The organism is Sinorhizobium sp. Y406 (assembly GCF_058732025.1).
Genome location: NZ_CM178975.1, coordinates 1,096,400 through 1,122,613 on the forward strand (window position 1 = coordinate 1,096,400; position 26,214 = coordinate 1,122,613).

The following is a 26,214-nucleotide window of genomic DNA, read 5'->3' on the forward strand; positions in this document are numbered from 1 at the left end:
ATGGACCGCCTGGACATGCGGGAGATTTCCAAGGAATTCGGCGGCGTCGCCGCGCTGACCGGCGCACGCTTCAGCGCACGCGCCGGTGAAGTCCATGCCCTGATGGGCGAAAACGGCGCCGGCAAATCGACCCTGATGAAGATTCTCGCAGGCGCCTATATCCCTGATAGCGGCGAAATCCGCATCGACGGATCGTCCATCAATATTGTCAGCCCCCAGGATGCGATCCGGAAGGGCGTCTCCATTATCTATCAGGAATTCTCGCTCGCTCGTCATCTGACGGTGGCGGAAAACATCATGGTCGAAACGCTCGGCCATCAATTTCTGGTCGACAGCAGAGGCATGCGGGCACGCGCCGCCGAACTGCTCGCCGGCATGGGCTTTGACGACATCGATCCGGACGATATCGCCGGCGACCTCACCGTTGCGCACCAGCAGGTGGTGGAGATCTGCAAGGCTCTGTCGCGCGACTGCTCGATCCTCGTGCTCGACGAGCCCACCGCCGTGCTCACCAATCACGAGACTGAAAAGCTGTTCAAGCTCGTGCGACGACTGCGCGAGAACGGCGTCTGCATCATCTACATCTCCCACCGGCTGGATGAGATCTTCAGCCTGTGCGACCGCGTGACTGTCCTCAAGGATGGCGCGACCGTAGGCACCTGGGAGACCGCCAGGCTGGATCACAAGAGCCTTGTCAACCTGATGATCGGCCGCGAGCTGAAGGACTTCTTCCCCACCCGCAATGTCACTGCCGGTCCGGTCGCCCTCAGGGTGAACAACCTTTCGACCGGACCGCTCGTCTCCGGCGTCAGCTTTGAAGTTCGCCGCGGCGAGGTGCTGGGCATTGGCGGCCTTGTCGGTGCGGGGCGAACCGAGGTGCTGCGGGCGATCTTTGGGGCCGATCGGCTCTCCGCCGGCGAAATAAGCCTCGACGGCAGGACCTTGGATATCCGCCGACCCGGCGAAGCCGTGCGCGCCGGCATTGGTCTGGTACCAGAAGACCGGAAGCATCAGGGCTGCCTTCTCGACATGCCGATCCTCGCCAATGCGATGATGACACCTGTCAATCCCCATCTCGGGCCGTACGGATTCCTTCGCGACCGGCGGGAACGCGGCGCAACCGAAGACCTGCGCAGGCAGCTCAATCTCAAGGCTGCCAGCATCGATGCGGAAGCCGGGACGCTTTCGGGTGGCAATCAGCAGAAGGTTGCGCTGATGAAATGGCTCGTCTCCGGCTGCGAGGTGCTCCTGCTCGACGAACCGACGCGCGGCGTCGATGTCGGGGCAAAGGTAGAGATCTACCGCGTTATCAACGAACTGGCGGCCGGCGGCGCCGCCATCATCATGGTTTCCTCCGAAATGCTGGAACTGATCGGCATGTGCGACCGCGTGCTCGTCATGCGCGCCGGGAAGATTGCTGGCGAACTGTCCGGCAACGCCATCACGGAGGAAGGTATCATCGAACTGGCAATGGGGCGAGAAAATGTCCACTAATCCAAAGGCTTCCAGCCTCTTTTCCACCCTGATCAACTACAATATCTTCATCATGCTGGCGGCCCTGATCGCCGTATCGGCCATGCTGTCGGAGCATTTTCTGACGCTGCAGAATATCTATAACCTGCTGCGCCAGCTTGCGCCGCTCGCGCTCGTTGCCGTCGGAATGCTGCTGGTGATCCTGACCGGCGGCATCGATCTGTCGGTCGGGTCCATCGCTGCGATCGGCGGCATGGGCGTGGCCATGGTCATGCCAGCTCTGCCTTTCGACGGCGGCGGTGCCCTGATCGCCTGCATTCTCGGCGCAGCGCTGTTCGGTGCCTTGCTCGGCGCGGTCAATGGCTTCCTCGTCGCCGGCTTCGGCATGGCGTCCTTCGTCGCCACGCTCGCCATGATGACCATGGCACGCGGCCTTGCCTACATGCTGTCGAACGGCCAGCCAGTCCGCTTTCCCCGCGACCTGCCGACGGCGCAGATCCTGACGGCCTTCGGCAGCAAGGGCATGCCCGGCATCGGCCTGCCCTGGCCGGTGCTTGCCGTGTTCCTTTTCATCGCCCTGTTCATTTTCCTTCTGCGCCGGACCAGCTGGGGCCGCCTCACCGTCGCGACCGGCAGCAATGAAAGCGCCGTACGTCTCGCCGGCCTTCCCGTCTGGCGCTACAAGTTCCTTGCCTTCACGCTCTGCGGCGCACTTTCAGCGCTCGCCGGAATTTTCGTGACCGCGCGCACCGCCGTCGGAACGCCCGTCACGGGTATCGGCCTCGAACTTGACGCCATCGCCGCCTGCGTGATCGGTGGAGCCTTGCTGTCCGGCGGCAAGGGCACGGTGACGAACACAATGATCGGCGTTCTCATCCTCGGGCTGATCGGCAACATCATGAACCTGATGAGCGTGCCGGCCTATCCGCAGCAGATCATCAAGGGCGTCATCATCATTCTGGCGGTGCTGATGCAGGGCATCGGCGCCCACGCCAAGCGACGCGTCTGATTCCTCCCAGGCCGCGCAACTGGTCCGCATCGCTTGGCGATGCGGACCTTTTTTCTCACTTCAGAAAATCCACGAGTAGCCGCACCTGCTGTTCGATCATATGGACGCCCTTATGAACACGGCACCCGCGCGCTTCCGCATCGATCAGCAAGGGCGTCATGTCCGGCTGCATGACCACCTCCGCAACGATGGTTCCCCTTTCAAGCCTTTCGACAGCGACCGGCAAGGCATCCCCCTCGTGCATGCCGAGCGCAGTGCCGTTGACAACGAGGTCAAAGCCGGTCGGGTCTGGAGCGCCTGTCGAAATCTTCGCATCCGGAAAGACGCGCGCGAGCTGACCGGCGAGATGTTCCGCCTTGTCACGCGAACGGTTGGCGATCGTCAGTTCCGCCACCCCGACCTGCAGAAGAGCGTGCGCGACGCCGCTCGCCGCGCCGCCCGCACCAACAAGCAGTGCACGGAGCTGCTTCGGCTCAAATCCCTGATGCCTCAGACCGGCGACGAAACCCTCGCCATCGAACATGCCGCCGGTCAGGCTGCCGTCACTTTCCCTACGGACGATGTTGCAGGCGCCGACGAGATCCGCTGCACCCACTTTCCGGTCGCAAAGGGTCGCGACCGATCCCTTGTGCGGAATGGTAATGACCATGCCCGCGACATTCTCCATCGCCCGAAAGTTGGCGATCGTATGCTCAAGCATGTCCGGCCGCACGTCGAGCGGGACCATGATCATATCCAGTCCCCGGCGGACACATTCGGCGTTGAACAGGCCGGGTGTTCGCACGTGACGGGTGGGATGGGCGAGCAGTGGAACGAAGCGGGTCTTTCCGGAAATCATGCGGTTATTCCTCAAAACGGGAGATAAGGCGCTTGCGCGTGCCAAACAATCATATATCATATATGAAAATTTACTGAGAACAAACATGCCTGATCCCCTTTCTGTTTTTGATCCACACCTCAACGTCTTCGGCGCGCCGTCGCGCTATGTCCAAGGCCGCGGAATCCTCGATCGGATCGGCGGCTTTGCCGCTCAGATCGGCAAACGCGCCGTGCTGGTCGCGGACACGCATGTCCTCCCCCTCATCGAACGCAGCCTTCGCCAATCGCTGGACGATGCTAAGGTTTCGCTCGTGATCCTGCCGTTTCAGGGTCAATTGGGCATTGAAACCGGTCAACAGCTCTCCACCTCGCTGGGGGGAAGTACACCTGACCTCGTCATTGCTGCGGGCGGTGGACGCGCCATCGACGCGGGCAAGGCTCTGGCAGATCTGCGCGATCTCAAGCTGATCACCGTGCCGACGGTCGCCTCTAACGATGCGCCTACAAGCAAAAATTATGTGCTCTACGACGATAGCGACATCCTCCTTGAGGTCCGGCATCTTGCCCGCAACCCCGATTTCGTCGTCGTCGATACAAATATACTGGCGGGGGCGCCGAAAAGGATGTTCGCGGCCGGACTGGGCGACGCTTTATCAAAGAAGGCCGAAGCGCTCGCCTGTGCTGGCGGTCGCGGCACCACCATGTTTCGCGCACGGCCGACGCGGCTTGCCGGTGCGGTCGCCTCCCTCTGTTACGACACGCTTATCACGCAGGGCGCGGCGGCCTACGACGCAGCGGGTTCCGGGGAGCCGAACGAAGCCTTCGATGCTGCGGTCGAGGCGATGATCCTGATGGCGGGGCTCGGCTTCGAAAGCGGCGGCCTGTCGGTTCCGCACGCGCTCACGCGCGGCCTGCCGCTGGTTCCGGGCGTCGCGAAAGGACCACATGGTTTCCAGGTCGCCTATGGTCTCGTGGTTCACCACCGGCTGCTCGGTGAAAGCGTGCCGCCCGCCCTTGCCACGCTTTACCGGCATGCCGGCCTGCCCCTCAGCCTGAAAGCTCTAGCCGGATACCCCATCGATACGGCGCATGTCGAGACGGTCGCCGAAGCGTCCATCGCCGTGTCTCACATGCTGAATTTCCCGCATCCGCTCACCACGAAACAGCTGGTGGATGCGATGCAGGCAATCGAAGCCGAAGCGGCGTGACGTCAGGCCCAAGAACAGACAGGAGGAAACTATGCCCAATCAGGATCAGACGTGCCCCTTGGCGGTGATTACCGGCGGCGGCACCGGCATCGGCCGCGCGGTTGCCGAGCTTCTCGCCGAAAGCGGATACCAGGTCACGGCACTCGGCCTCGACCGTGAAGAGGATCTCGACGAAAGCGTGACCTTCCACAAGGTCGACCTCACCGACACGGCGGCAAGCGTCGCCGTGCTGCCGGAAGGGCGGCCGGTCGCCGCTCTCGTCAATTGCGCCGGCATGCTGCGCCACCAGCAGGAATGGGAGACCAACGCCTTCGAACAGGTGATGCGTGTCAATGTCACAGCCGGCTTTGCCTTCACCGCCGCCCTTCTCGACCGGCTTGAAGCCGCAGGCGGAGCCGTCGTCAACGTGGCCTCGATGTGGGCAATCTTCGGCTCGCCCGGTGCTCCCGCCTATACGGCCAGCAAGGGTGCCGTCGCCGCCATGACGCGCTCGCAGGCCGTCGCCTGGGCCGGACGCGGCATCCGCGTAAACTCGGTCGCGCCCGGCTGGGTGGAAACGCGGATTTCCGCAAAGGCGCGGAACGACCCGGACCGCGCCGAACGCATCGGCGCCCGCATCCCGATGGAGAGATGGGCGAAACCCGCCGAAATCGCCTCAGTGGTGCGCTTCCTGCTGTCGTCGGACGCCGGTTACGTCACCGGCGCCATGATCCCGATCGACGGCGGTTATTCGATCTGCTGAGGAGCAAACAATGAAAGCCTGGGTTCACGATAAGGCCGGCGACCCCGATGTCCTGCAACTTCGCGACATGCCGAAGCCCCGCCCCGGACGCGGCGAACTGCTCGTCCGCAACCACGCGATCGGCCTCAATCCAGTCGACTGGAAATTCATCCTCTGGGGTCACGACGCCTGGTCCTGGCCCCATATTCCCGGTGTGGATGGCGCCGGGGAGGTAGAGGACGTCGGGGACGCTGTCAGCCACATCGGCATTGGCGCTCGCATCGCCTACCACAACGATCTGACACGGCCGGGCTCGTTTGCCGAATACACGGTCATTCCTGCGCGTGCGGCTATTCCGCTCCCGGTCAGCCTGCCATTCACGGCAGCGGCTGCAATCCCCTGCCCCGGCCTGACCGCACAGCAGGCGATCGACAAGGTTCCCCTTTGGCCCGGAGCTCATGTTCTTGTCACCGGCGCCTCGGGCGCCGTCGGCGGCGCGCTGCTCCAATTGGCCCGCGACAGGGGTTGGATTGTCCATGCCGTTGCTTCAGCATCGCAGACCGATCGCCTGCTGAAACTCGGCGCGGCAACCGTCACGGACTATCGAAGCGATGGTTGGACGGAAGACTGGAAACGCCGGGCACGACACCAGCCGATCCATGCCGTATTCGACATGGTCAGCGGCGCCCATGCCACCAGCCTAGCACCCCTGCTGACGGCGAACGGCCATCTCGTCTGCATTCAGGACCGGCAGGAAACCGCGCCGCTCCCGGCCTTCTCCACCACGATCTCGCTGCACGAAGTCGGCCTCAACGCCATGCACACCTATGCATGCGATCGCCAATGGGGAAGGCTCGTCGCTGCCGGCGTCCGAATGGCGAGGAGTATTTCCGATGGACGTTTCGACCCGCAGGTTATCGAAGCGACAAGTTTCGATAACATGCCGGCAGCCCTTTCACGTCTGAAGGCAGGGCCTAATCCGGGGAACCGAGTAGTCGTTCTCTAATCCTGGGGGTACAGCGAACAGGCTGGCTTTCCGTTTCCGTTGGCAACGACAAGAAACCCGCCGACAAGTATCCATTCATGCACAGGAGGCAAGAATTGGTGCGGCGGTCTGACCATATGGCTGATGTCGGAGCGCTCATCACCGTAATCGAGATGGGTCGATGACGGAGGGTGCAATTGCACTCTCCACCAACGCCATCGGCGATTAGCCGCGCAATCAGCCGGCTTGGCGGAAACCGACTTTCAGCACATGCGGCACGATCCTGAGAACATCGGCGCCGGGCATGCGGAAGGTGCCGAAACCGAGGGCCGGGATGGCCGCGCCGTTGGCGGTGACCGTAGCATGGTACTACTCTTTGGTTATTCCGCAGCGCTCTTCGCTGGGAAGGAAGGGGGCTTGAGAACGGGAAGGACGTCGCGCGCCAGTTCGTCGATCACCTCATCAAGCGGCCGTCGCGATGGCCGCAGGAGAAGCGCCAGATGATCGACGCCGGCCTCTTCCAGCGCATGCAGATGATCGACGAAGGCGTTGCGACCGATGTGCGCGCCGAAGCGACGCAGCGTCGCCGGTTCGGCGGGATCGTCGGCGAGATCGAGGTGGAAGGCGCTGACGAAAGCGCCGCGCGGCAGTCCGAGGGCCTTGCGGGCGGCAGTCCAGTCGCGGGCCTGGGAGGCGAGCCGCTCCAGCCCGTTCGGATAGACGAACCGGCCTTCCAGATTGGCGGCGATCCAGTCCGGCGACTGGCGGCCCTGACCGGCGATGATCATCGGGATCTGGGTTTGCTGCGGTTTGGGAAGCAGATCCAGGCTCGGCTCGATCCGGCCGTCGACAAGTGGCAGGCCGCCCGTCCTCCAGGCATCGCGCAGATAGGAGACAGCGTCACGGAAGGTTTCGGCCCGGCTCTCGAAATCAAGACCAAGCAGCGGATATTCAACCGGACGGTCGCCGGAGGCGACGCCGAGAATCAGGCGCCCACCCGACAGCTTGTCGACGGAGGCGGCCGCCTTAGCGATCATCATCGGGTGGCGCAGCGGCAGGACGACCGCCGCCGTTCCCAGAGCGACGTTCTCGGTAATTCCCGCGAGGAAGCCGAGATTGACGAATGGATCGTAGACGGATCCGGCGTCACCGAAATTGTTCGGATCGAACACCGGCACGTCGCGCATCCAGACGGCGGCAAAGCCGGAACGATCGACCTGGCGGACGAGATCGGGGTAATGGGTGAGATCCGGAACGCCGAAGGGACGTCCCTCCTTTACGCGCTGTTCCTCCCGCGCTGGCGACCAGTCGTTGTCGAGGGGAAGCTCGATGCCGAGCGTCAGGCCGCCCTCCGGCCTGCAGACGCGGTCGAGCGCAGAGGCTCGGCCGGCGTTGAACATGAACATGAGATTTCTCCGAGGTGAGGGTCGAGGGTGGAGCCCGGCGCTGAACGCGCCGGGTCAAAAGAGCTTAGGCAGTCTGCAGGACCGGGGCCGCCGCGCGGCGATCGAGAGCGCCGCTCCAGATGGTCAGGAACAGGGCGACGACGACAAGGATCGCACCAATCCAGGGGGTCGCACCGAGACCGAGCGGCGATTCCACTACCAGACCACCGAGCCATGCGCCGATGGCGATGCCGAGGTTGAAGGCGGCGATGTTGAGCGCCGAGGCAACGTCAACGGCGCCGGGACGATGCTCCTTGGCGAGCTGCACGACATAGAGCTGTAGCCCCGGCACATTGCCGAACTGCAGGAAGCCGAGGGCCGCTAGCGTGACGATCATTAGGACCGGCGAAACGGCGGTGAAGGTCAGGATGACCAGCACGATGGCTTGCAAAACGAACAGACCGATCAGCGCCTTGACTGGATTGTCGTTGGCGATCCTGCCGCCGGCGATGTTACCGACGGCGATGGCGATACCGTAGAGCACGAGGATGAGGCTGACGCTCTGCTCGGAGAAGCCGGTGATCTCCTGCAGGATCGGCGCCAGGAAGGTGAAGGCGACGAAAGTGCCGCCGTAACCGAGCGCCGTCATGGCGAAGACGATTAGCAGACGGCCGGAGCCGAGAACGCGAACCTGGTCGAGCAGGCTCGCCGGCGGCGCCTTCTTTAGCGTGTTGGGAAGCAGCGCGGCGATGGCGAGAAAGGCGACGACGCCGAGCGCGGCAACAGCCCAGAAGGTCGCTCGCCAGCCGAAGAGCTGGCCGATATAGGTGCCGAGCGGCACGCCAGTGACGATGGCGACGGTGAGGCCCATGAACATCATGGCGATCGCCGAGGCGCGGCGGCTTTCCGGCACGAGATCGGCGGCGATGGTCGAGCCGACCGAGAAGAAGACGCCGTGGGCGAAGGCAGCGAGCACACGGGCGACGAGTAGAAACTCATAGCTCGGCGACAGGGCCGCGACCGTGTTGCCGACGATAAATAGGGCCATCAGGCCGAGCAGCAGCGGCTTTCTTTCGATCTTGCCGGTGAGCGCCGTCAGGATCGGCGCGCCGAAGGTGACGCCGAGCGCATAGACGCTGACGATCAGGCCCGCGAGCGGCAGGGTGATGTGGAGGTCGTTCGCGACCGTCGGCAAAAGCCCGACGATCACGAATTCGGTGGTGCCGATCGCGTAGGCCGCGATCGTCAAGGCAAAGATGGCTATGGGCATAACAGTCCGCTCCTGTCTGCGACCACATGAACAGATCGCAGGGGTTTACTGATAGGGAATAGTTCGGGGCGAAATATGCGCTGTTGGATATGCCGCGATAATCACGCGGCGGATCGAAACGCTTGTGAAGCCAATTCGCAAATGCTGGGCTTGCCAAACGAAGGCTCGCCCGATTTCGTGTACGCAAGCACACTAGCATGGCCTGGTTTTGCTACGGGCTGAGAGTCAATCTTACGCTGAATTCACATCGAGGAAAATTGATGGACAACCGGGCTGGCGAGATGATGGTGTTCGTTCGGGTGGTGGAAGCCGGCAGCTTTTCCGAAGCGGCGCGCTCGCTCCTGATGACACCATCGACCGTCAGCAAGCTTGTGCAACGAATCGAACTTCGTCTTGGCGTGCGTCTGCTTGAACGCTCGACCCGAAAACTTTCCCTGACCGACGAGGGGCGGCTTTATTACGAGCGCTGCAGCCGAGTGCTTTCTGATCTGGACGAGATTGAAGGTTCACTGATGCGCGATGCACGCACGGCCCACGGAACGATCCGGGTCAATGCGTCCGTTGCCTTCGGGACATTCGGCATCGAACCGCTGTTGGCGGAATTTTGGCAACGTCACCCCAACATCGTCATCAACCTGTCGCTGTCAGATGAAATCGTCGATCTCTATCTTGACCGCACCGATATCGCCTTCAGGGTGGGGAAACTGGCGGATTCCAGTCTCACGGCCCGCCTGATAGGAACCGCCCGCCGCCGCATCGTGGCCTCGCCGGCCTATCTGGACAATCGAGGCAGACCGATGACAATCGAGGACCTCCATCATCACAACTGTCTCGGCTTTAACTTCCGGCGCGCGCAACCCGTCTGGCCGCTTAACCAGGGCGGGCGTCTCGTTGACCGGATGCTACGAGGCAATTTGCTCGCCAATAACGGTGAGACAGTCCGCCGGCTTGCCGTAGCCGGCGTCGGCATCGCCCGGCTTGCGGACTTCCATATCGACCCGGATATCGACGCCGGCCGGCTGGTGGAGGTGCTGCACGATACCGGTCACGATACCGAAGAGGTTCATGCCGTCTTCCTCGGCGGCCCAAATACTCCCCAGCGTATTCGCCTCTTCCTCGATTTTATGGTACCCCGCCTCCAGGCTTTCATGGCCAGACGGTGACCAGGCACACATGGCGGCGCCCTGGCTCGGCCGAGTGTGCGAGTTCACGTCAAGGCCGATTTCGATGCCGGATTTCTCATGCATGTGCCAGAGGACCACAACCGGTGACACGGAGATGCTCTACAGTATCTCCGCTGAGCGCGAAGATCTCGCCTGTCGCACATGCCGTGATCGCCCTCGTCCAGCGATCGGACACGCTCCATTGCCACCGCTCAGGAAGTTGCGGACCACTTCGAGAAAGTTGAACGACAGCTTATCGCCCAATGAGATTGATAGTAGCCTGCGGAACGGTCCACAGTCAGTCGGCAGCAAGCGGCCTTTGAATGCGCCCCCCAATTCCTGTTGATACATTATGCGATCTTCTTGGCCTAAAACGTGAACATCCTCGCAACAGGCGTGTACACGGCTCGTGAAGAACCGCTCCCTCCGATCCATTGTTGTCGTAGGCGTCTGTCGCACCGAATGGCTCGATTGGTGGTCAGCAGACGATTCGGACTGCTTTAGCCAGGTATTCCTGTTGATAGATAATACGATCTTTCTGAGCATAGAACGAGACCACGCGCCCTGGTAATGGATGCAGGTCCAAAGTCAGCGCACTTCGTCCAGCGACCGGAGGAACGCCTCAAGATTCCTTCGGTCCTGCTCGTCCATGTCCAGCGGTTGGAGTTCGCTATGGCCCGCAGGCGTCTTGGGCGCGGCCACATAATGGGCGATTACTTGGGTCAGGGTCTGGATCTGTCCAGCGTGCATGTAAGGACGGCGGCCCGCGGCGCCGCGGAGGGACGGCGTCTTGAATGCCCGGCGCATCGAATGGTCCTCCGGCGCCATGAAACGCAACTCGGAGCACTGATCTGGCTCGGCGTCGCTATAGGGCCCCAGGCAGTTGAAAATGTCCGCGCGAACGAGCCGCACCCCGGCCTCACGCCCCTCATCCTGCGGCAGCCCCGGTACGGCGGGGACACCGGTATTGTGGAAATGATTGTCGGTCAGCAGCGGGCCGTTATGGCAGTTGACGCATTGGCCCTTGCCTACGAAGAGGCGAAGTCCGGCCACTTCCTCCTCACTGAGGAGTCCCGGTGCGGGAAACTCGGGCGAGGCGACCCAAGAGTCAAAGCGTGTCTCGATGGGCGCGATCGTCCGCTCAAAAGCGGCGATGGCCTTGCCGATGTTGGCGAATACCACGGTTACGGCCTCGCGCTTCGCCTCCTCCATCGCGTTCCAGGCAGCGGCGGCCTTCGGCTCAGCGTTTGGTCCAGCGTTGGCAGGCAGAGCAGCGAAATCGGGTAGAGAGCCGAACAGTGCCTCATAATCTTCGCGATGGTGCTTCGCAATGAGCCGCGCGTACTGGGTGCGGTCGCTGCCGTGCTCCACCGGGCTCTCAAGCGGCCCGAGCGCCTGTGCCCACAGGCTGTCCTTGCGGCCGTCCCAAAACAGGAAGGGACTATGGGCCATGCCGGCGATTGGCATTGTACGGCGGCCGGTTCGACCGACACCTTGCCCCAGCGGACGGTCGTCCTGGAACTGTCTGTCCGGTAAGTGGCAGCTCGCGCAGGCGATGTCGCCCGTCGAACTGAAACGTTTGTCGAAGAACAGCGCACGGCCGAACTCCGCGGCGCGAGGGTCGTCGGCGACTCTGTTCGAGGGGTCGGCCGGTACGGGCGGCAGCGCCTGGATCGAAAGGGAGCGAACGAGCGCAAGGTCATCCTCACTCCAGCCGGAACCGAACGTGGCGGGAGCCCCGGCGGCGAGCGCAGCAGCACCCATTGCGAGCAGCGGAAGGGCGAGGAGGACCTTACGCATCGCGACCTCCTCCCTAGAGAACAACATTGAAGGTTATGGTGTCGGCACCGGTGGGGCCGTCGATCGCGAGATCGATCTCCCACCAGCCGGGCATGTTGAACTTCATGCCCTCTATCAAGTATCGGCCGCCGCCCAGCGACTTCGTAACGGCTGGCGCCGTGGGGAGGCCGTGCCCATGCTGGGGCATGCCGCCATCAATCCCGATCGTTGCCCGGTTGATCGACTTCCCGTTGGCATCGGTCAGGGTAACGGTCCAAGCGTGCATGCGGCCAACCGCGACAGGCTCCTGTTCGGGCGCGATGGCCGCGATGTACAAGCCCGCCGAAGTGGGTTTCTTTAGCGCAAGATCGAGGTCGCTTGGTATACTGCGGGAAAAGAGACCGGCGGCGACGGCAGTGGCGACGAAGACCGCCGGCACTGCAAGCAGAAGGGCGCGGCGAGACGGCAGACGGAACATGTGTGCTCTCCAAGAAAGGTCGTTCTGAAGAACCGCAGATACAATTCCCGCGTATGCGGCGCTTGAACGAAACGGCTATTCTGCGCGGTCGTACAGAAGGGTTGAGATGGAGATCGACCGGCGAATGGTCGCGAAGGTAACGAAAGATGGGCGGATCACTCTCTGGGAAGGCGCCAGCCTCTGGGCGTTCGACGTTCTACCGGGCAACCAGCCCGCGTCGAATCGAATGCACTCCCACCACGCCTTCCAGCTCACGCTCGCCGCTGGGGGCGGCGTAGGCATTCGAACGGCCCAGGGATTGGTGCCCGGACCGGTCATCCTGATTGCGCCGGACGTGTCCCATGCCATCGAAGCGGAGGGCCGGATTGCCCTTCTTTTCGTCGATCCAGAAAGCCGGGCGGGCGCCGGTCTCAAGCAGTTGCTCCATAACGCCCCGATCGCGCGCCTGCCGGAGCTGTTGGACCGAGAGGCGGCACTCGAGAGGATTTGGGATCAGCCTCCTCCGGCCGAGGCGGCGTTAGTCGCTATTGGCATGCGTTTACTTGATCTTGTTCTCGGTTGCGGTAGTCACCGGTCGGAACTCGATCCCCGGATTGAACGAGTGCTTGACCGGTTGAACGAGCGGAGCGAACGCGGCCTCACCGCTACGGAGGCTGCAGGCATTGCCTGTCTGTCGGAAAGCCGGTTCAGCCACCTCTTCGTCGAGCAGGTGGGCCTTCCGTTCCGAACCTTGCTGCTATGGCGCCGGCTGATGCGCGCGGTCGAACTACTGGCCGGCGGCAAGCGGCTGACCGAAGCGGCACACCACGCCGGCTTTGCCGACTCGGCCCATTTCAGTCGAACGTTTCAGCGGATGTTCGGGTTACCGGCGGCCTCGCTTGAGCTGACTTCCCCGGAAGATTAGCCGTTCCGTTCAAGCAGCTGATGGCGGGAACCTATAGATGCGGTGGTCGCCGCTGCATGAGAACCAACGGGTGCACACGACAGTTCTTCGAGCACCCCCGACCGGGGTCAATCAGACGAGGTCGATGTCAAGAGCAATAGGCATCACTCGGCAGTGGAGCGGCCGACCAATTTTGAGCGGAGGTACCATGATTGATCGCGCGTCACTACGTCTTTCGGCCGGGCTGCTCCTCGTTGGGCAACTCCTGTACATCGCGGTAACTCAATTTCACGCGGGAGGGGACGCCAACAACCATCCCGCCATCTTCGCTGTATACGCCGGTGACGAAATCTGGGCGGCCGTGCATCTTGGCCAGTTCGCGAGCATGGCGATGCTGATCGCGGGGCTGCTCGCCCAGTTTTTTGTCCTGGACATAAAGGCTAAAGCAGCCAAATGGACGGGGCGCTTCGGTGCCGCTTCGGCGGTTGCAGCGCTGGCGCTGTACGGGGTTCTCCAGGCGGTAGATGGAATCGCCCTCAAGCAAGCCGTCAACGCGTGGGCCGGTGCGCCGGATACCGAGCGAGCGGCGCGCTTCGCCGACGCAGAGGCAATCCGTTGGCTCGAGTGGGGGATGAGGAGCTACCATGATTTTGCGCTGGGCCTTGCTTTGCTCCTGCTCGCGGCAGCCATCGCGCGGATAACTTGGGTTCCGCGGCCGATAGCCTATCTGATGGGACTGTCCGGCCTCACTTACCTCGTGCAGGGCTGGGTCGCCGGCTCCGAGGGCTTCTCGCCAGCGCAGTCGGCCGCCATCGTGCTGGGCTGGGTCCTTAGCCTAGTATGGATGATTTGGCTGGTCGTCGTCGCCTGGTGGATGCAGGAGTCCGAGCGTAACTCATAGGCGCCCGTCAGAGCCTAATGGGAGTCATTCATCGTCCGAGGATTTCAGCGTCTGCCGGTTTTTGAAAAAATCAACAATTGCGATCGGAAAAGCGGTTTCGACAAATCGCACTGTTCGCTGTCCGGTCCTTGAACCGCAGCGACGATCCTGATCGCTCCCTGTCGAAAGCGCCGAGCTGTTAAGCCCGGCGCGCTCTCTGCCCCAATTTGCTCACGCGGGAAGTTGAATTGCGCTCACCTGGCCGGCGTAAAGCTCCTTGGCAAAGACGCAGGCTGCGCTGTGCGCCGGCGAAACCGTCTTGTGCGGCGGAGGCGCCTGCCCACAAGCTTCTACTGCGAGGGGGCACCGTGTCCGAAAACGGCAGCCGGACGGCGGATTGGTCGGGCTGGGAATTTCCCCGGCTATCAGCGGAACCTTGCGCTGACGCTCCACGATCGGGTTCGCGTCTGGAACCGAGGCCAGCAGAAGCTGTGTGTACGGATGACTCGGCCGCTCATAAAGTTCTGCCGAGGGACCGAGTTCAACGATCCTTCCAAGGTACATCACATAGACGCGCGTGGCCGCCTGGCGAACGAGCGCCAAATCATGCGCGATAAACAGGCAAGCTACGCCAAGGTCTTGCCGCAACCCCATGAACAGGTTCATGACCTGCGCGCGGATCGATAGATCGAGTGCACTGACCGGCTCGTCACAGATCAGCACTCTCGGCTCTACGGCGAGCGCGCGTGCGATTGCTACCCGCTGGCGTTGGCCTCCGGAGAGCTCGCGTGTAAACCTGTCCCGCACTGCGGCTGCGAGTCCGACCTGATCAAGCAGTTCCGCTGTGCGCGCGACACGTTTCTCCCTGGAGGCCATGCCGCCAATGATCAGCGCTTCCTCAATGGCCTCGCCGATAGTCTGCCGGTCATTGAGAGACGCGTAGGGGTCTTGGAACACATATTGGATCGCACGGCGCGCCTCCCGCAGCCGCCGGCCCGAAAGGGCACCAAGATCAACTCCATCGAGGACGACCTTGCCTGACTTGGGCGTCTCGAGCCCAACGATGGAGCGACCAAGGGCCGATTTGCCACATCCGGATTCGCCCACCAGGCCGACGATCTCCCCCTGATGAAGAGTAATCGATACGTCGTCCACCGCCTTCACGGGGCGACCGCGCACCGTTCCGGTAAAACTTGTGACGAGATGGTCAACTTGCAAAACGGGCTTCATCCGAGGCGTTCCTTGCAGCTTGTGTTGAGAACCGGACAGGCGGCGAATATGGCCGCATCAACGGTGCGTTCGAGTTTGGGGCGACTGTTGCGACACGCCGGCACGGCATGTGGACATCGTGGTTCGAAAGCGCAGCCCGGAATGGGCGCAGAGAGCACCGGCGGCATTCCGGGCAAGCCACGAAATGGCGCTCCGACCGGATCCGACCGACTTGGTATCGCGTCGATGAGCCCCATCGTATAGGGATGCCGTGGACTCACCAGAACCTTGTCGACCGGCCCTGTTTCGACATTGCGTCCAGCATACATCACCAGGACGCGGTCGGCCGCACTCGCAACCACGCCCATGTCATGCGTGATCAGCACCATTGCCATTTCCAGTTTTGCCTGGATCTCCTTTAGAAGCCTGAGGATTTGCGCTTGGACAGTCACATCGAGCGCCGTCGTCGGCTCGTCGGCGATTAGAAGTTTTGGCTCCGCGGCAACTGCAATCGCGATCATGACGCGCTGACGAAGACCGCCGGATAGTTCGTGCGGATACTGTCTCAGCCGCGCCGACGGATCCGAAATTCCTACCAGGCGGATCAGGTCGAGCGCCCGTTCCTCGGCCGCCCTTGCGGTCATGCTGAGATGATATTCCGCCATCTCGGCAATCTGCCTTCCGATGGTACGAGCAGGATTGAGTGCGCTCATCGGATCCTGGAAGATAAAGCCGACGGACTTACCCCGCAGGGTTCGAAGGCCCTCCTCGCCAGCACCGACTAGCTCCATTCCATCAAATCGGATCGAGCCGGCGACGTCTGCCACCACGCCGGTGGGCGCAAGGCCGAGTGGGGCGAAATTCATCACGGTCTTGCCACTGCCGCTCTCCCCCACGACTGCCAACGTTTCGCGGCGATTGAGACTGTAACTGACACCATCAACCGGACGCACAGCTGTCTGTGCTGTCAAAAGATCGACCGTGAGGTTCGTGACCTCGAGAAGCGGTTGCGTAGTCATAGGACAGTTTCCTTAGTCCAGAGCGCCGTAACACGGCGGCGGCTTGCGAGTAGAGCGGAGCCAAGCGGTTTCGGCACACGGTTCAGAGCAACGGCTTCGCCGAGAATGTTGAACCCGATCACCGCCAAGGTCAGCGCAATTCCGGGCAGCATCACTTGGCGTGGATCGACCTCGAGATAGGGAAGCGCGTCGACCAGCATCTGTCCCCATTCAGGGGTGGGCGGCTGAATGCCAAGTCCGAGGAAGCTCAGGGTGGCAATGGCAAGCGCTACGGCGCCGGCATCAGCCGTCGCATAGACAAGCACAGCACCGAGGGTCGTCGGCAGCAAATGAACGAAATAGATACGCAAAGGGCTGGCACCGAGAACTCGCAGCGCTTCCATGTGCGGCCTGTTCATGACGTTTACGGCAACCGCGCGACTGATGCGCGCACTGCCCGGCCACCACGCAAGCGCCAGCGCCAGGATCATATTCCAGTAGCTGGCCCCGAAGATGCCGATCACAGCGAGCGACACGATCAGGCTAGGGATGGCGAGACCGACGTCGACGATGCGCATCAGGATCTCATCCGTCCAGCCGCGCCGATACCCGGCAATCGTGCCGATCGCGATGCCGATCGAATGAGCCAGGGCCAGCACGAGGCACACACCAACAAGCGAAGTACGGGCGGCCATGATAAGGCGGCTCAGGGTATCGCGTCCGAGGTGGTCGACGCCGAGCCAATGCGCCATCGACGGACCTTCGCCCGCAATCAGCAAGTCTTGAGCATTCGGATCATGCGGCGCAAGGAATGGCGCGAAAACGCCTGCGAAAACAAAGAGGCCAATCGTGATAACCGCGGCGCGCGGCATCCGTTTCAGCGCTCCGCCAAGAGTGGAAGCAATATTCATGGTTAAGTCCTCTGACGACGCTGACGCGGATCGGTAAGCATCATCGCAATGTCGACGATCACGTTCAAAATGATGAAGAAGGTGATGAAGATCAGCAGACAGGCCTGCACCACCATGAAGTCGCGGAATCGCACACCGGTAAGAAACAGGTCCGCGATTCCCTGCCAGGCAAACAGCGGCTCCACCACTACCGCTCCGACCACCATGACGCCCACTTGTGTGCCGAGCGCATTCAGGTAGGTGGGTGCGATGTTCGGAAGCGCATCTCGAATGAGGATCCGAGGGCGGCTGAACCCTTTGCTCATAGCTGTCTGCACAAAAGGACGCGCCATGACCTCTTCCAGACCGACGCGGATCACGCGGCTGAGCACGGCGGCCGGCAGAAAGCCTAGCGTGAGCCATGGAAGAATGAAGCTCGCCAACCCGTCGTAGCCGAAAGTGGGAAAGAGCCGCAGCGATACCGAAAAGGCATAGACCAGTAACGCTCCCACGAAGAAGGAGGGCGTGGAGGCGCCGAGAAGCGCCAGTCCCCGTGTGAGATGGTCCGGCAGTCGGTGAGCGGCGAACGCGCCAGCAAATCCGAGAATGAGACTGAGCACGAAGGCGACTACCGCTCCCCCGGCGACGAGCGTCGCGGTCACGGATAGTCGGCTTCTGAGTGATGCACCGACCTCCTCGCCGGTTTTATAGGAGACACCAAAATCTCCTATCGCCGCGTCCCCGAGCCAGTCAGCGTAGCGGACGAAGAGCGGCTTGTTGAGACCGATCTCCTCTGCCACCTTGGCGATGTCCTCCTTGGTGGCCGTCGGCGTCCGCAGCTCTGCAATCAGAATTGCCACGTTGCCGGGCGCCGAAACCACCAGCGTGAAGCAGAGCAGCGACGCCAGAAATAAAAGAATGACTGCGTTGCGTGCTCTTTTGACGATAAAACCTGTCACCGTCTCCTCCTCATTCCACCAGGGAGATGTGCTCGTAGGGCATGTCGTATTCGGTCGCGGGCCCCTCGAAGCCGCTAACCCGCTCTGAATGAGCCCAGATGCCCGGTACGAACAGGAGCGGCGCAATCGCGTCGTTGTCGTGCAGCCAGTCATAGACTTCCTGAAGCGCTGCACCCATGTCGTCTTCGGATGCCGACATTGCAGCAGTCACAAGCGGGTCAAGATGCTCCGCATCGATAAACAGCTTTCCGTCGACGCCATTGTCATAGGTTGAAAGAAAGAGACCTACGATCGTACCGAACGGCTCGTAAGGTGCGCCGAAGGTCTGGAAGAAGGCGAGGTCGAATTTGCGTTCGGGGATATCGCTGTGGCGTGACGCATGGTCGACCGAGCGGATCGTCACTTGGATGCCCAATTCCATCAGCTCTGCCTGGATGACTTCCGCCACAGACCGAGAGCCAGGAATCTGCTCCTCGCTGACGACGAGCTCGAGCGCGAGCTGCTGGCCGTTCTTCGAACGCATCGGTTCGCCGGTCCAGCCTGCTGCTTCGAGGAGCGCTTTCGCTGCCTCGATGTCGCGGACGGGCGTGTCATAGCGCTTGCCGGACATCGGCACGTTCGGAGAGAACAGGTTCCCGGTAGACGACGCAAGGCCGCGATAGAGGACCTGCGAAATCGCGGCTCGATCGATGCCGATATTGATTGCCTTGCGAACCCTCGGATCCTTCAAAGCGTCGACGCGGTCCGGGTTGAAAGCCATCACCATCGTCGTGGTGCCGGGATCGATGGCGACTTGAACGCCCGCGGCACTCAGGGTTTGGGCTTCCGTCGCTGTGATCGGCGACGCAAAGGCACCGCCCATCAAGTCAATGTCTCCAGCTCTCAGAGCCGCCATGCGGCCTCGAGAATCCGGCAGAACCCTGACTTCGAGTTTCGGAAAGGCCGGCTTGTCGCCCCAATAGTCGTCGTAGCGCTCGAAAAGGCTTGCCTCGTTGCTGCTGCTCACTTGGCGCCATGGGCCGGTTCCGATCGGTTGCTTGTAGCTTCCGTCGTCAGCGACGGAGTTCGGGCTCAAGAACCGGACGGGCCGGACATACGTGAACTCTTGTAGGAGACCGAGAACCGGTTCGCGAAACCGAATTCGCACATGATGGTCGTCGACGATCTCCAGACCGGCGAAAAGGCGCGAAGAGTTCATCCAGTTGTTGGCTTCGATGCCGATCCAACGGTCGAGATTCCATTTGAGCGCCGCGGCATCAAACGGCGTCCCGTCGTGGAAGGTTACCCCCTCGCGAAGCTTAAGATTGAGCAACTTGCCGCCGTCCTCGACTGCCCAGTCCGTGGCGAGGCCGGGCTCAATGCTCCCGTCATGGGCGTAATTGAACAGCGGCTCGAACAAGAGATCCTGCACGGCAAAGAGGCCGGTGTACTTGTGCGGATTGAGGTCGCCTGCCGCCTTCGCGATCGCTACCCTCAACGTGCCCTCGTCCACCGCAGCGGAAGCTATGCGCGGCAGCAGGCTTGCAGCCGCCGTGACGCAGAGCACTCCTGACAATCCGCCCAGGAAATGGCGCCGGTTTACTGTAAATGACGAAATCCTCTGGTTCATCTTCATTCCCCTTGTTCGTTGTTGAGCATGTATCGGGTTCCATCCAGCGCGCTCACAGGAAGCCGCTGGGGGAGATTTTTTTCCTCAAGGGAGGCAAGCAACCGCTCGATGTCTGCGCGCAAGTCTTCGCGCGCCTCAAGTCCGGCGCTGACCCGTAGGAGCAAGTCATCGTCTGTCCATTCGGTCTCGGAACGATTTGAGCGGACCTGCATCGGCGCAACGAGGCTGCGCGTCCCGCCCCAGGAGGCCCCTATGGCAAAGACTTGCAGTTGGTCGAGCGCAGCGGCCAGGTGGGCCGAAACGTCTGGCTTGAACACCACGCTGAAAACGCCGCTTGCACCAAGGAAATCGCGCTTCCACAGCTCATGTCCGGCGCACCCCGGCATTGGCGGAAAAAGGACGCGGTCTACGAGCGGATGGTCACGGAAGATTTGCGCCAACTGCAACGCAGACTCGGATGCGTAAGCCAGCCGGACCGGGAGTGTCTCCATGCCACGAAGTACCAAGGCCGCATCGTCGGGCGACACTCCTATCCCGTAGCGTCCGAGTAGCCCCCGCACGGGACCGGCGAGAGCGTCTGTGGAAACGGTGATCGATCCCATCAGCACGTCGGAGTGGCCGGATACGTATTTTGTCAGTGCCTCCGTGACGATATCGGCGCCGTAGCCCAGCGGCTTGTAGTTCAACGGAGTAGCCCAGGTATTGTCGCAACCGACCAGCGCGCCTGCCCGGTGGGCGATCTCGACGATCCTCGGCAGGTCCTGGACTTCCAACGTGGTGGAGCCGGGAGACTCACACCAGACCATGCGTGTGCGATCGTCGATGCGGTGCTCGAGGGCAGAGGGCGAGATCGGATCATAGAAGTCGACGGCGACCCCTAGGCGTTTCAGGTCATGGGTCGCGAAATCCCGAACGGGAGGGTAGCAGCTGTCCGCTATGAGAACCTTGTCCCCAGCCCCGACAAATGCCAGCATCGCGATCACATTTGCACCCTGTCCGGACGGCGCCAGGAACGTCCTCGCGCCTTTCTCCAGCTGCGTGATCTTGCGCTCGAGTGTGCGGGTCGTCGGTGTTCCATAGAGACCGTAGGAATAGCCGTCCATGCCGCGCTTGGCGCGATTTGCATACTCGTCCGCCGATCTGAAGACGATGGTCGAGCCGCGATGGACTGCGACCCCGAGCGGATCGAACCCATCCGCCTTCACAATCGGCGTCACCACACAGTTCGTATGATCCTTCATTTTGCTGTCTGCTCCCCTCGTTTCGAAGAGGATTTAAACAGTTGGCGACCTATTCCGTCTAATATTAATATTGATGTAGTCTATTCGCATAGGTTATAGGGCATTCTCATGAATCTGCGCCAGATCGAAGTCTTCCATGCGGTGATGACCAACGGCACCGCATCGCGTGCCGCTGAGGTCCTCAGGATCTCGCAACCGGCCGTCAGCAAGGCCATTCAGGAACTGGAACGCACCACCGGGCTTGCACTCTTCCATCGAACTAATGGGCGGCTGATAGCGACCTCGGAGGCCCAACTGTTCTTTCGCGAAGTCGAGCAATCCTTCACGGGGCTCATCCATCTGCGTAGCGCAGCGGCCCGGATTCGCGATTTTGGCTCTGGCGAAATCCGAATTGCCAGTCTTTCGGCGCTTAGCACCAATATAGTTCCCAAGGCGCTGTTTAATTTTCAGCAACGCCATCCTGAGGTGGCAATTACGTTCCAGGCCAGAATGTCCTCGGTTGTGAAGGATCTGGTCGCTTCCGGTCAGTTCGACGTCGGTTTGGCAGCGGACGAGATCGATCTGGCCGGCGTCGATGCGCGGCCTTTTGCGAACTACCGCACGGCGATTGCGCTTCCGGCCAACCACCATCTGACGAAACGCTCCGTCATACTTGCGGCGGACCTGCACGGCGAACCTTTCATCGCGCTCGCCCCCGAGGACACGACGCGTCGGCAGGTCGACGCGATATTCGATGAACGAGCCGTGAAGCCTAAGATCGTTCTTGAGACGCCCTACTCGACGACCATTTGCGCAATGGTCAACGCAGGACTCGGCTGCGGCGTTGTGAACCCGCTGACGGCGGAACCTTATCTGGGAAAAAATCTCGTCGTCCGGCCCTTCGAACCCGCCATATATTTTCGAACTCTCCTGCTTCTGCCCCCCAACCGCCAACCCTCGAGAATTGTCAGAGACCTCATAAGTGAACTGAAGAAGCATGCCAGCGGAGAAGGCTATTCGTCGTAGCCGACCAGCATGGGCGGGCACGACGGCTGGGTGGTGAAAGCGCGCATCATTGTCTCGCGCCCCGGAGCCGATAGTTGCTGAAGGTGCGCCAGTGCCAGCTTTCGCGCAGGGCATTGAGTTACGTCATCGTGGCAACGCATAGGTCTGTGGCGACTTCCGATATGCCTCTTCGCAACCCGGCGAACAGAACCATGGCCCCCGCGGCGGCGCCCGTCGATAGGACGCATACGGTGCATGCATCTTACACACCGGATCGATCCAGGCCGGATCAACCGACGGGGCAAGCTCTATCTCATAAAGGGGGATTTCGCCGGCTACCGATCGAACCGCCACCGCCCCCAGATCTCGCACCAGAATGCCGCGGGCGGCGGCCGCCTCAGCAATGGGTCTAGTGGCAAGCAATTGACCGGGGGATGCGAGCGCCGCGACGCGCGCTGCGATGTTGACGGTCGATCCAAAGAGATCGTCTGCTCTTCGGAAACCGGGCCGTGATTCAGCCCCGCCCGAGTGAGCGGCAGACGCGGTTCTTTCCGGCATGCCTGTAACAGCCTTCCAAGTGTCTGGATCGCTGTTTCCGGATCACGAAACGAGAGCATTGCCTCATCACCAATCCATTTGATAGGAGGCTCATAGCCGCGAAGAGCCTCGCGGACCATGCTCTCGAAAATCTCCAGCACTGCGATCGCGGAAGCGTCTCCGTGGACGTCCGCAATAGCACTGAATCCGGCAAGATCTATGAATGCAACGGTAGCCGATGCGTCTGCGGAACTCTGCGTCTGATTCATTTCGTTGTTCATCGCCATGTATTGTAGCGCTATCGCAAAGTTTCGCGAATCTCAAACGTGGAACCGGCGTCGGAGGGATGGCATTGTTAAGAGGCTGTAGCGAATCCATCGCCTTGAGTAGGGTCGAACCGCGGCCCCCGTTGCTGCGGGGCGGCGGCGTGAGCGATCTTCGAGCAGACGCCGCCGATCCCACTTCGTCTACGCGGCTTCTGCGGCATCAGCCGACTTCCGTCCCTCGACATATGCAATCAGATCTTCAATGGTGACAAGCGGCAACCCGTGCAACTCAGCGAATGCCATCAGTTCGGGAAGCCGTGCCATCGTGCCGTCGTCGTTAGCGACCTCGCAGATTACGCCTGACGGAGCCTTGCCCGCAAGGCGCGCAAGATCGACAGCGGCCTCCGTATGGCCGGGACGGCCGCGCACGCCGCGAGGATGCGCCCGCAAGGGGAAAATGTGACCAGGACGGGCAAAATCTTCAGGCGCCGAAGCCGGATCCATGAGCGCTTTCACTGTCGCGGCCCGGTCGGCGGCGGAAATGCCGGTCGTCGTTGCCGGCAGATAATCGACCGAAACGGTGAAGGCTGTCTTGTGATATTCGGTGTTCTGCGGAACCATAAGAGGGATACCGAGCGCGTCGAGGCGCTCGCCCTCCATCGCCACGCAGATGAGGCCGCGGGCGTGTTTCATCATGAACGCGATCGCTTCGGGCGTCACCGCTTCCGAGGCGACGATGATGTCGCCCTCATTTTCGCGGCTTTCGTCGTCGACGACGACGATCATGTCACCGCGCCCCAGCGCCGCAATTGCGTCTTCAACTTTCGAGATTGCCATTTCATTGCCTTTCAAGGGTTGCCGGTATCGGCGTTAAACCGCGGCCTCTCGGCCGCTATTCATCCCTTGGGCGAACAGGCCCGTACCCGCTCCTTGAAAAAGCGGTTATGCAGGCATGTCCTCTTCCATCCGGACTTTAACCGTCGGCCCCGGCCTCTCACCGGGTCTGCTGACCTTCCACGTGCATGGAAGCGCTCGCGGGCTCCCGGATTGCTCCGGATACCGCCGGTGGGGAATTTCACCCCGCCCTGAGAACACGCGTAATTAAGAAATTTCCGCAGCAAATTGCAAGGGTCCGGATTTTTTTCGGCCCTGTAATATTTACCAGCAGCAAAAACCACCATCCACGAGGAGGTCGACGCCGGTCACGAAACTCGCCGCGTCCGACAGGAGGAAGACGGCCGGGCCGACCATCTCGTCAACGCTCGCCATGCGCTGCATCGGCGTCTGCTCCTCGAAGAGCTTGGTCTGCTGCACCATCTCCGGCCGGGTGTTCATGGGCGTTGCCGTATAGCCCGGGCTGATCGTGTTCACACGGATGCCGCGGCCGACCCATTCCATCGCCATGGACTTCGTCATGTGGATCACGCCCGCCTTGGAGGCGTTGTAATGGCATTGGTTGAGGCCGCGGTTTACGATGACACCGGACATGGAGGCGATGTTGACGATCGATCCGCGGCCGCTCTTCAGCATGGCGCGTGCTTCCGCCTGGCAGGAAAGAAAAACGCCTTTCAGATTGATGTCCATCATCGTCTGGAATTGACTTTCGTCCATTTCCTCGGCTGGATTGGCATTGGCGATGCCCGCAGCGTTGACCGCGAGGGTCAGCCGGCCCAGCTCCGCTTCTGTACGCGCCACCGCGCCGTTGAGCGCCGCGCCGCTGGTGACGTCTGCGGCGATCTGGATGCTGCGACTTCCGGTCTTTGCGATGAATTCGGCTGTCTTCGCAAGACCGTCATCGGTGCGACGGTCGAGCAACGCGACATCTGCGCCACACTGGGCGAGACCCATTGCGATGCGTTGGCCAATGCCGCTGCCCGCGCCCGTCACGAAAGCGACCTTTCCGGAAAGGTCGAACAGTTTCGGCGCGTCGAGGGTGATTTCAGACATATGGATTGTTCCTTGCTTAAATCGTTGCCAGTTCCATGACCGAGACGTCGTTGGCATCCTCGCGGTTCAGGATGCCGGCCTGCTTGCCCTGCGCCATGACCATGATACGGCTGGAGACGCCGAGCACCTCCTCGAGATCCGAGCTGACCACGATGACCGCGACGCCATCGCGCGCGAGATCGATGATGAGATCGTAAATCGACGAGCGTGCACCTACGTCGATGCCGCGCGTCGGCTCGTCCAGCACGACCACCTGCGGCTTGCGCGCCAGCCATTTGGCGAGCACTACTTTCTGCTGGTTGCCCCCGGAAAGCTCGCCCGCATTCTGCCCGCCGCGGCCCTTTACCCCGAACTTCTTGATGCAGTCGTCGGCGAACTGCTGGATGCGGCGCGACGAGATCCAGCCATTGCGGGAGATCTCGCCGAGATTGGCATAGCCGATGTTTTCTGCGATCGAATGATCGAGCACGACCCCCTGGAGCTTTCGATCTTCCGGCACGAGAACGATACCGTTGCGGATCGCATCGATCGGGGAGCGGGGCGTGACGGGCCTGCCGTGCAGCAGGACCTCGCCGCCGGAGATGGGATCGGCGCCGCTGATGGCGCGTACGAGTTCGGTTCGGCCCGCCCCCATGAGGCCGGCGATGCCGAAAACCTCGCCCTTGTGAACAGAGAAGTTGATGTCGCGGAATGCGTTGGACGGCGACGAAAGGTTACGCACCTCCAGCGTCACCTGGTCGGTCGCGGGAGGCAGGGTCGGGAACATGCGCTCCAGGGAGCGCCCGACCATGGCCTCGACGATGGTGCGTACCGGCACGTCGCCCCTCTCGAATTCCTGCACCTTCGCACCGTCGCGCATGACGACGATGCGGTCGGCGATCTGACGGATTTCCTCCAGTCGGTGCGAAATGTAGATGATGCCGACCCCTTCCGACTTAAGCCGTTCGATCTGCTGGAAGAGAAGCTGGGTCTCCTCGCCACCGAGCGCGGCGGTCGGTTCGTCGAGGATGAGGAGGCGTGCATTGAGCGTCAGAGCCTTGGCGATTTCGATGAGCTGCTGCTTGCCGGTCGAAAGTCCCTCGACGAGGCGATCGGGCGAGATGTCGAGACCCAGCCGGTGAAGGCCGCTGCGTGCCCGATCTTCCATCGCCTTACGGTCGATCCGACCCGCCTTCTTCGGGTAGCGACCGACGAACACATTCTCCGCGATGGAGAGCTTCGGAAGCAGTTTCAGCTCCTGATGGATCATGCCTACCCCCTCGTCCATCGCGGCACGGGGATCGGTGGGGACGTAGGCCCTGCCCAGCCAGGTCATTTCGCCCGCTGAGGGTTGCACGGTGCCGGAAATGATGTTCGACAGGGTCGATTTTCCGGCACCGTTCTCACCGAGCAGCGCCACGACTTCTCCCGGATAGATGTCGAGGTCGACACCGTGGAGAACCTTGATCGGACCGTAGACCTTCCGGATTCCACGGAGCGACAGGATGGGAGAGCGGGTCGTCATGGCGCTGCCTTTCGCAT

Annotated in this window: 23 protein-coding genes, 1 pseudogene and 1 riboswitch; of the genes and pseudogenes, 9 read left to right on the forward strand and 15 right to left on the reverse strand. The window is 61.7% G+C overall.

Annotation, left to right across the window (positions count from 1 at the left end; genetic code table 11):
- Together AC4P1R_RS22005 and AC4P1R_RS22010 are read left to right on the forward strand one after the other, a co-directional pair.
- Positions 1-1,494 (forward strand): sugar ABC transporter ATP-binding protein, encoded by a 1,494-nt coding sequence (locus tag AC4P1R_RS22005; protein ID WP_492177839.1) that lies wholly within the window; start codon positions 1-3, stop codon positions 1,492-1,494.
- The gene (locus AC4P1R_RS22010) at positions 1,484-2,482 is read left to right on the forward strand and encodes an ABC transporter permease (protein ID WP_492177840.1); all 999 of its coding nucleotides are present in this window, start codon (positions 1,484-1,486) and stop codon (positions 2,480-2,482) included. Before AC4P1R_RS22005 ends, AC4P1R_RS22010 begins: the two co-directional genes overlap by 11 nt.
- A gap of 55 nt (positions 2,483-2,537) precedes the next feature.
- On the opposite strand, the gene AC4P1R_RS22015 is transcribed toward AC4P1R_RS22010, so the two are convergent.
- Positions 2,538-3,320, reverse strand: coding sequence for a shikimate dehydrogenase family protein (locus AC4P1R_RS22015; protein WP_492177841.1), 783 nt, complete (start codon positions 3,318-3,320; stop codon positions 2,538-2,540).
- On the opposite strand from AC4P1R_RS22015, the gene AC4P1R_RS22020 reads away from it, so the two are divergent.
- From AC4P1R_RS22020 to AC4P1R_RS22030, 3 genes are read left to right on the forward strand one after another with little or no spacing between them, the layout of a single operon-like run.
- A complete protein-coding gene (locus AC4P1R_RS22020) occupies positions 3,274-4,509 on the forward strand; it encodes a glycerol dehydrogenase (protein ID WP_492177842.1) in 1,236 nt (411 codons plus the stop codon). The genes AC4P1R_RS22015 and AC4P1R_RS22020 overlap by 47 nt on opposite strands.
- A gap of 31 nt (positions 4,510-4,540) precedes the next feature.
- Positions 4,541-5,251, forward strand: a complete 711-nt coding sequence (locus AC4P1R_RS22025; RefSeq protein WP_492177843.1) for an SDR family NAD(P)-dependent oxidoreductase — start codon at positions 4,541-4,543, stop codon at positions 5,249-5,251.
- Between the two features lie 10 nt (positions 5,252-5,261).
- Positions 5,262-6,236 (forward strand): zinc-binding dehydrogenase, encoded by a 975-nt coding sequence (locus AC4P1R_RS22030; protein ID WP_492177844.1) that lies wholly within the window; start codon positions 5,262-5,264, stop codon positions 6,234-6,236.
- Between the two features lie 228 nt (positions 6,237-6,464).
- Here the strand turns inward: AC4P1R_RS22030 and AC4P1R_RS22035 are convergent.
- From AC4P1R_RS22035 to AC4P1R_RS22045, 3 genes and pseudogenes are all read right to left on the reverse strand, one after another.
- A pseudogene (locus AC4P1R_RS22035) lies at positions 6,465-6,551 on the reverse strand (aldo/keto reductase); the annotation flags it as partial.
- 44 nt (positions 6,552-6,595) lie between these two features.
- Positions 6,596-7,621 carry an LLM class oxidoreductase gene (locus AC4P1R_RS22040; protein ID WP_492177845.1) on the reverse strand — a complete coding sequence of 342 codons (1,026 nt, stop codon included), beginning with the start codon at positions 7,619-7,621 and terminating at the stop codon, positions 6,596-6,598.
- A 64-nt stretch (positions 7,622-7,685) separates the two neighbouring features.
- On the reverse strand, positions 7,686-8,870 hold the full coding sequence (locus tag AC4P1R_RS22045) for an MFS transporter (protein WP_492177846.1): 1,185 nt from the start codon (positions 8,868-8,870) through the stop codon (positions 7,686-7,688).
- 260 nt (positions 8,871-9,130) lie between these two features.
- On the opposite strand from AC4P1R_RS22045, the gene AC4P1R_RS22050 reads away from it, so the two are divergent.
- The gene (locus tag AC4P1R_RS22050) at positions 9,131-10,033 is read left to right on the forward strand and encodes a LysR substrate-binding domain-containing protein (protein WP_492177847.1); all 903 of its coding nucleotides are present in this window, start codon (positions 9,131-9,133) and stop codon (positions 10,031-10,033) included.
- Between the two features lie 588 nt (positions 10,034-10,621).
- Here the strand turns inward: AC4P1R_RS22050 and AC4P1R_RS22055 are convergent.
- Positions 10,622-11,833: a cytochrome-c peroxidase gene (locus tag AC4P1R_RS22055; RefSeq protein WP_492177848.1), complete on the reverse strand. Its 1,212-nt coding sequence runs from the start codon at positions 11,831-11,833 to the stop codon at positions 10,622-10,624.
- Positions 11,834-11,846: 13 nt separating this feature from the next.
- Positions 11,847-12,290: a FixH family protein gene (locus AC4P1R_RS22060; RefSeq protein WP_492177849.1), complete on the reverse strand. Its 444-nt coding sequence runs from the start codon at positions 12,288-12,290 to the stop codon at positions 11,847-11,849.
- Positions 12,291-12,396: 106 nt separating this feature from the next.
- Here AC4P1R_RS22060 and AC4P1R_RS22065 point away from each other — a divergent pair, with 106 nt between their 5' ends.
- Both AC4P1R_RS22065 and AC4P1R_RS22070 read left to right on the forward strand, forming a co-directional pair.
- Complete coding sequence (locus AC4P1R_RS22065; protein WP_492177850.1) at positions 12,397-13,194, forward strand: helix-turn-helix domain-containing protein; 798 nt, start codon at positions 12,397-12,399, stop codon at positions 13,192-13,194.
- 187 nt (positions 13,195-13,381) lie between these two features.
- Positions 13,382-14,074 (forward strand): DUF4386 family protein, encoded by a 693-nt coding sequence (locus tag AC4P1R_RS22070; RefSeq protein WP_492177851.1) that lies wholly within the window; start codon positions 13,382-13,384, stop codon positions 14,072-14,074.
- Positions 14,075-14,284: 210 nt separating this feature from the next.
- Here the strand turns inward: AC4P1R_RS22070 and AC4P1R_RS22075 are convergent, their stop codons facing one another.
- The 6 genes from AC4P1R_RS22075 to AC4P1R_RS22100 are packed head-to-tail and all read right to left on the reverse strand — an operon-like array spanning position 14,285 to position 20,959.
- Positions 14,285-15,283: an ABC transporter ATP-binding protein gene (locus tag AC4P1R_RS22075; RefSeq protein ID WP_492177852.1), complete on the reverse strand. Its 999-nt coding sequence runs from the start codon at positions 15,281-15,283 to the stop codon at positions 14,285-14,287.
- A complete protein-coding gene (locus AC4P1R_RS22080) occupies positions 15,280-16,281 on the reverse strand; it encodes an ABC transporter ATP-binding protein (RefSeq protein ID WP_069461362.1) in 1,002 nt (333 codons plus the stop codon). Before AC4P1R_RS22080 ends, AC4P1R_RS22075 begins: the two co-directional genes overlap by 4 nt.
- Positions 16,278-17,171, reverse strand: coding sequence for an ABC transporter permease (locus AC4P1R_RS22085; RefSeq protein WP_069461363.1), 894 nt, complete (start codon positions 17,169-17,171; stop codon positions 16,278-16,280). Before AC4P1R_RS22085 ends, AC4P1R_RS22080 begins: the two co-directional genes overlap by 4 nt.
- 2 nt (positions 17,172-17,173) lie before the next feature.
- Positions 17,174-18,109, reverse strand: a complete 936-nt coding sequence (locus AC4P1R_RS22090) for an ABC transporter permease (RefSeq protein ID WP_492177853.1) — start codon at positions 18,107-18,109, stop codon at positions 17,174-17,176.
- A gap of 10 nt (positions 18,110-18,119) precedes the next feature.
- Positions 18,120-19,718, reverse strand: coding sequence for an ABC transporter substrate-binding protein (locus tag AC4P1R_RS22095; RefSeq protein ID WP_492177854.1), 1,599 nt, complete (start codon positions 19,716-19,718; stop codon positions 18,120-18,122).
- A gap of 2 nt (positions 19,719-19,720) precedes the next feature.
- Positions 19,721-20,959, reverse strand: coding sequence for a trans-sulfuration enzyme family protein (locus AC4P1R_RS22100; RefSeq protein ID WP_492177855.1), 1,239 nt, complete (start codon positions 20,957-20,959; stop codon positions 19,721-19,723).
- 108 nt (positions 20,960-21,067) lie between these two features.
- Between AC4P1R_RS22100 and AC4P1R_RS22105 the strand changes: the two genes are divergently transcribed.
- On the forward strand, positions 21,068-21,964 hold the full coding sequence (locus tag AC4P1R_RS22105; RefSeq protein WP_492177856.1) for a LysR substrate-binding domain-containing protein: 897 nt from the start codon (positions 21,068-21,070) through the stop codon (positions 21,962-21,964).
- A gap of 983 nt (positions 21,965-22,947) precedes the next feature.
- On the opposite strand, the gene ribB is transcribed toward AC4P1R_RS22105, so the two are convergent.
- The 3 genes from ribB to AC4P1R_RS22120 all read right to left on the reverse strand — a co-directional run bounded on the left by ribB (position 22,948) and on the right by AC4P1R_RS22120 (position 26,197).
- Positions 22,948-23,583 (reverse strand): 3,4-dihydroxy-2-butanone-4-phosphate synthase, encoded by a 636-nt coding sequence (gene ribB, locus AC4P1R_RS22110; protein WP_492177857.1) that lies wholly within the window; start codon positions 23,581-23,583, stop codon positions 22,948-22,950.
- Positions 23,584-23,696: 113 nt separating this feature from the next.
- A riboswitch (FMN riboswitch) is annotated at positions 23,697-23,843 on the reverse strand.
- A gap of 61 nt (positions 23,844-23,904) precedes the next feature.
- Positions 23,905-24,693 carry an SDR family oxidoreductase gene (locus AC4P1R_RS22115; RefSeq protein WP_492177858.1) on the reverse strand — a complete coding sequence of 263 codons (789 nt, stop codon included), beginning with the start codon at positions 24,691-24,693 and terminating at the stop codon, positions 23,905-23,907.
- Positions 24,694-24,709: 16 nt separating this feature from the next.
- Positions 24,710-26,197: a sugar ABC transporter ATP-binding protein gene (locus AC4P1R_RS22120; RefSeq protein WP_492177859.1), complete on the reverse strand. Its 1,488-nt coding sequence runs from the start codon at positions 26,195-26,197 to the stop codon at positions 24,710-24,712.
- Positions 26,198-26,214 lie beyond the last annotated feature (17 nt).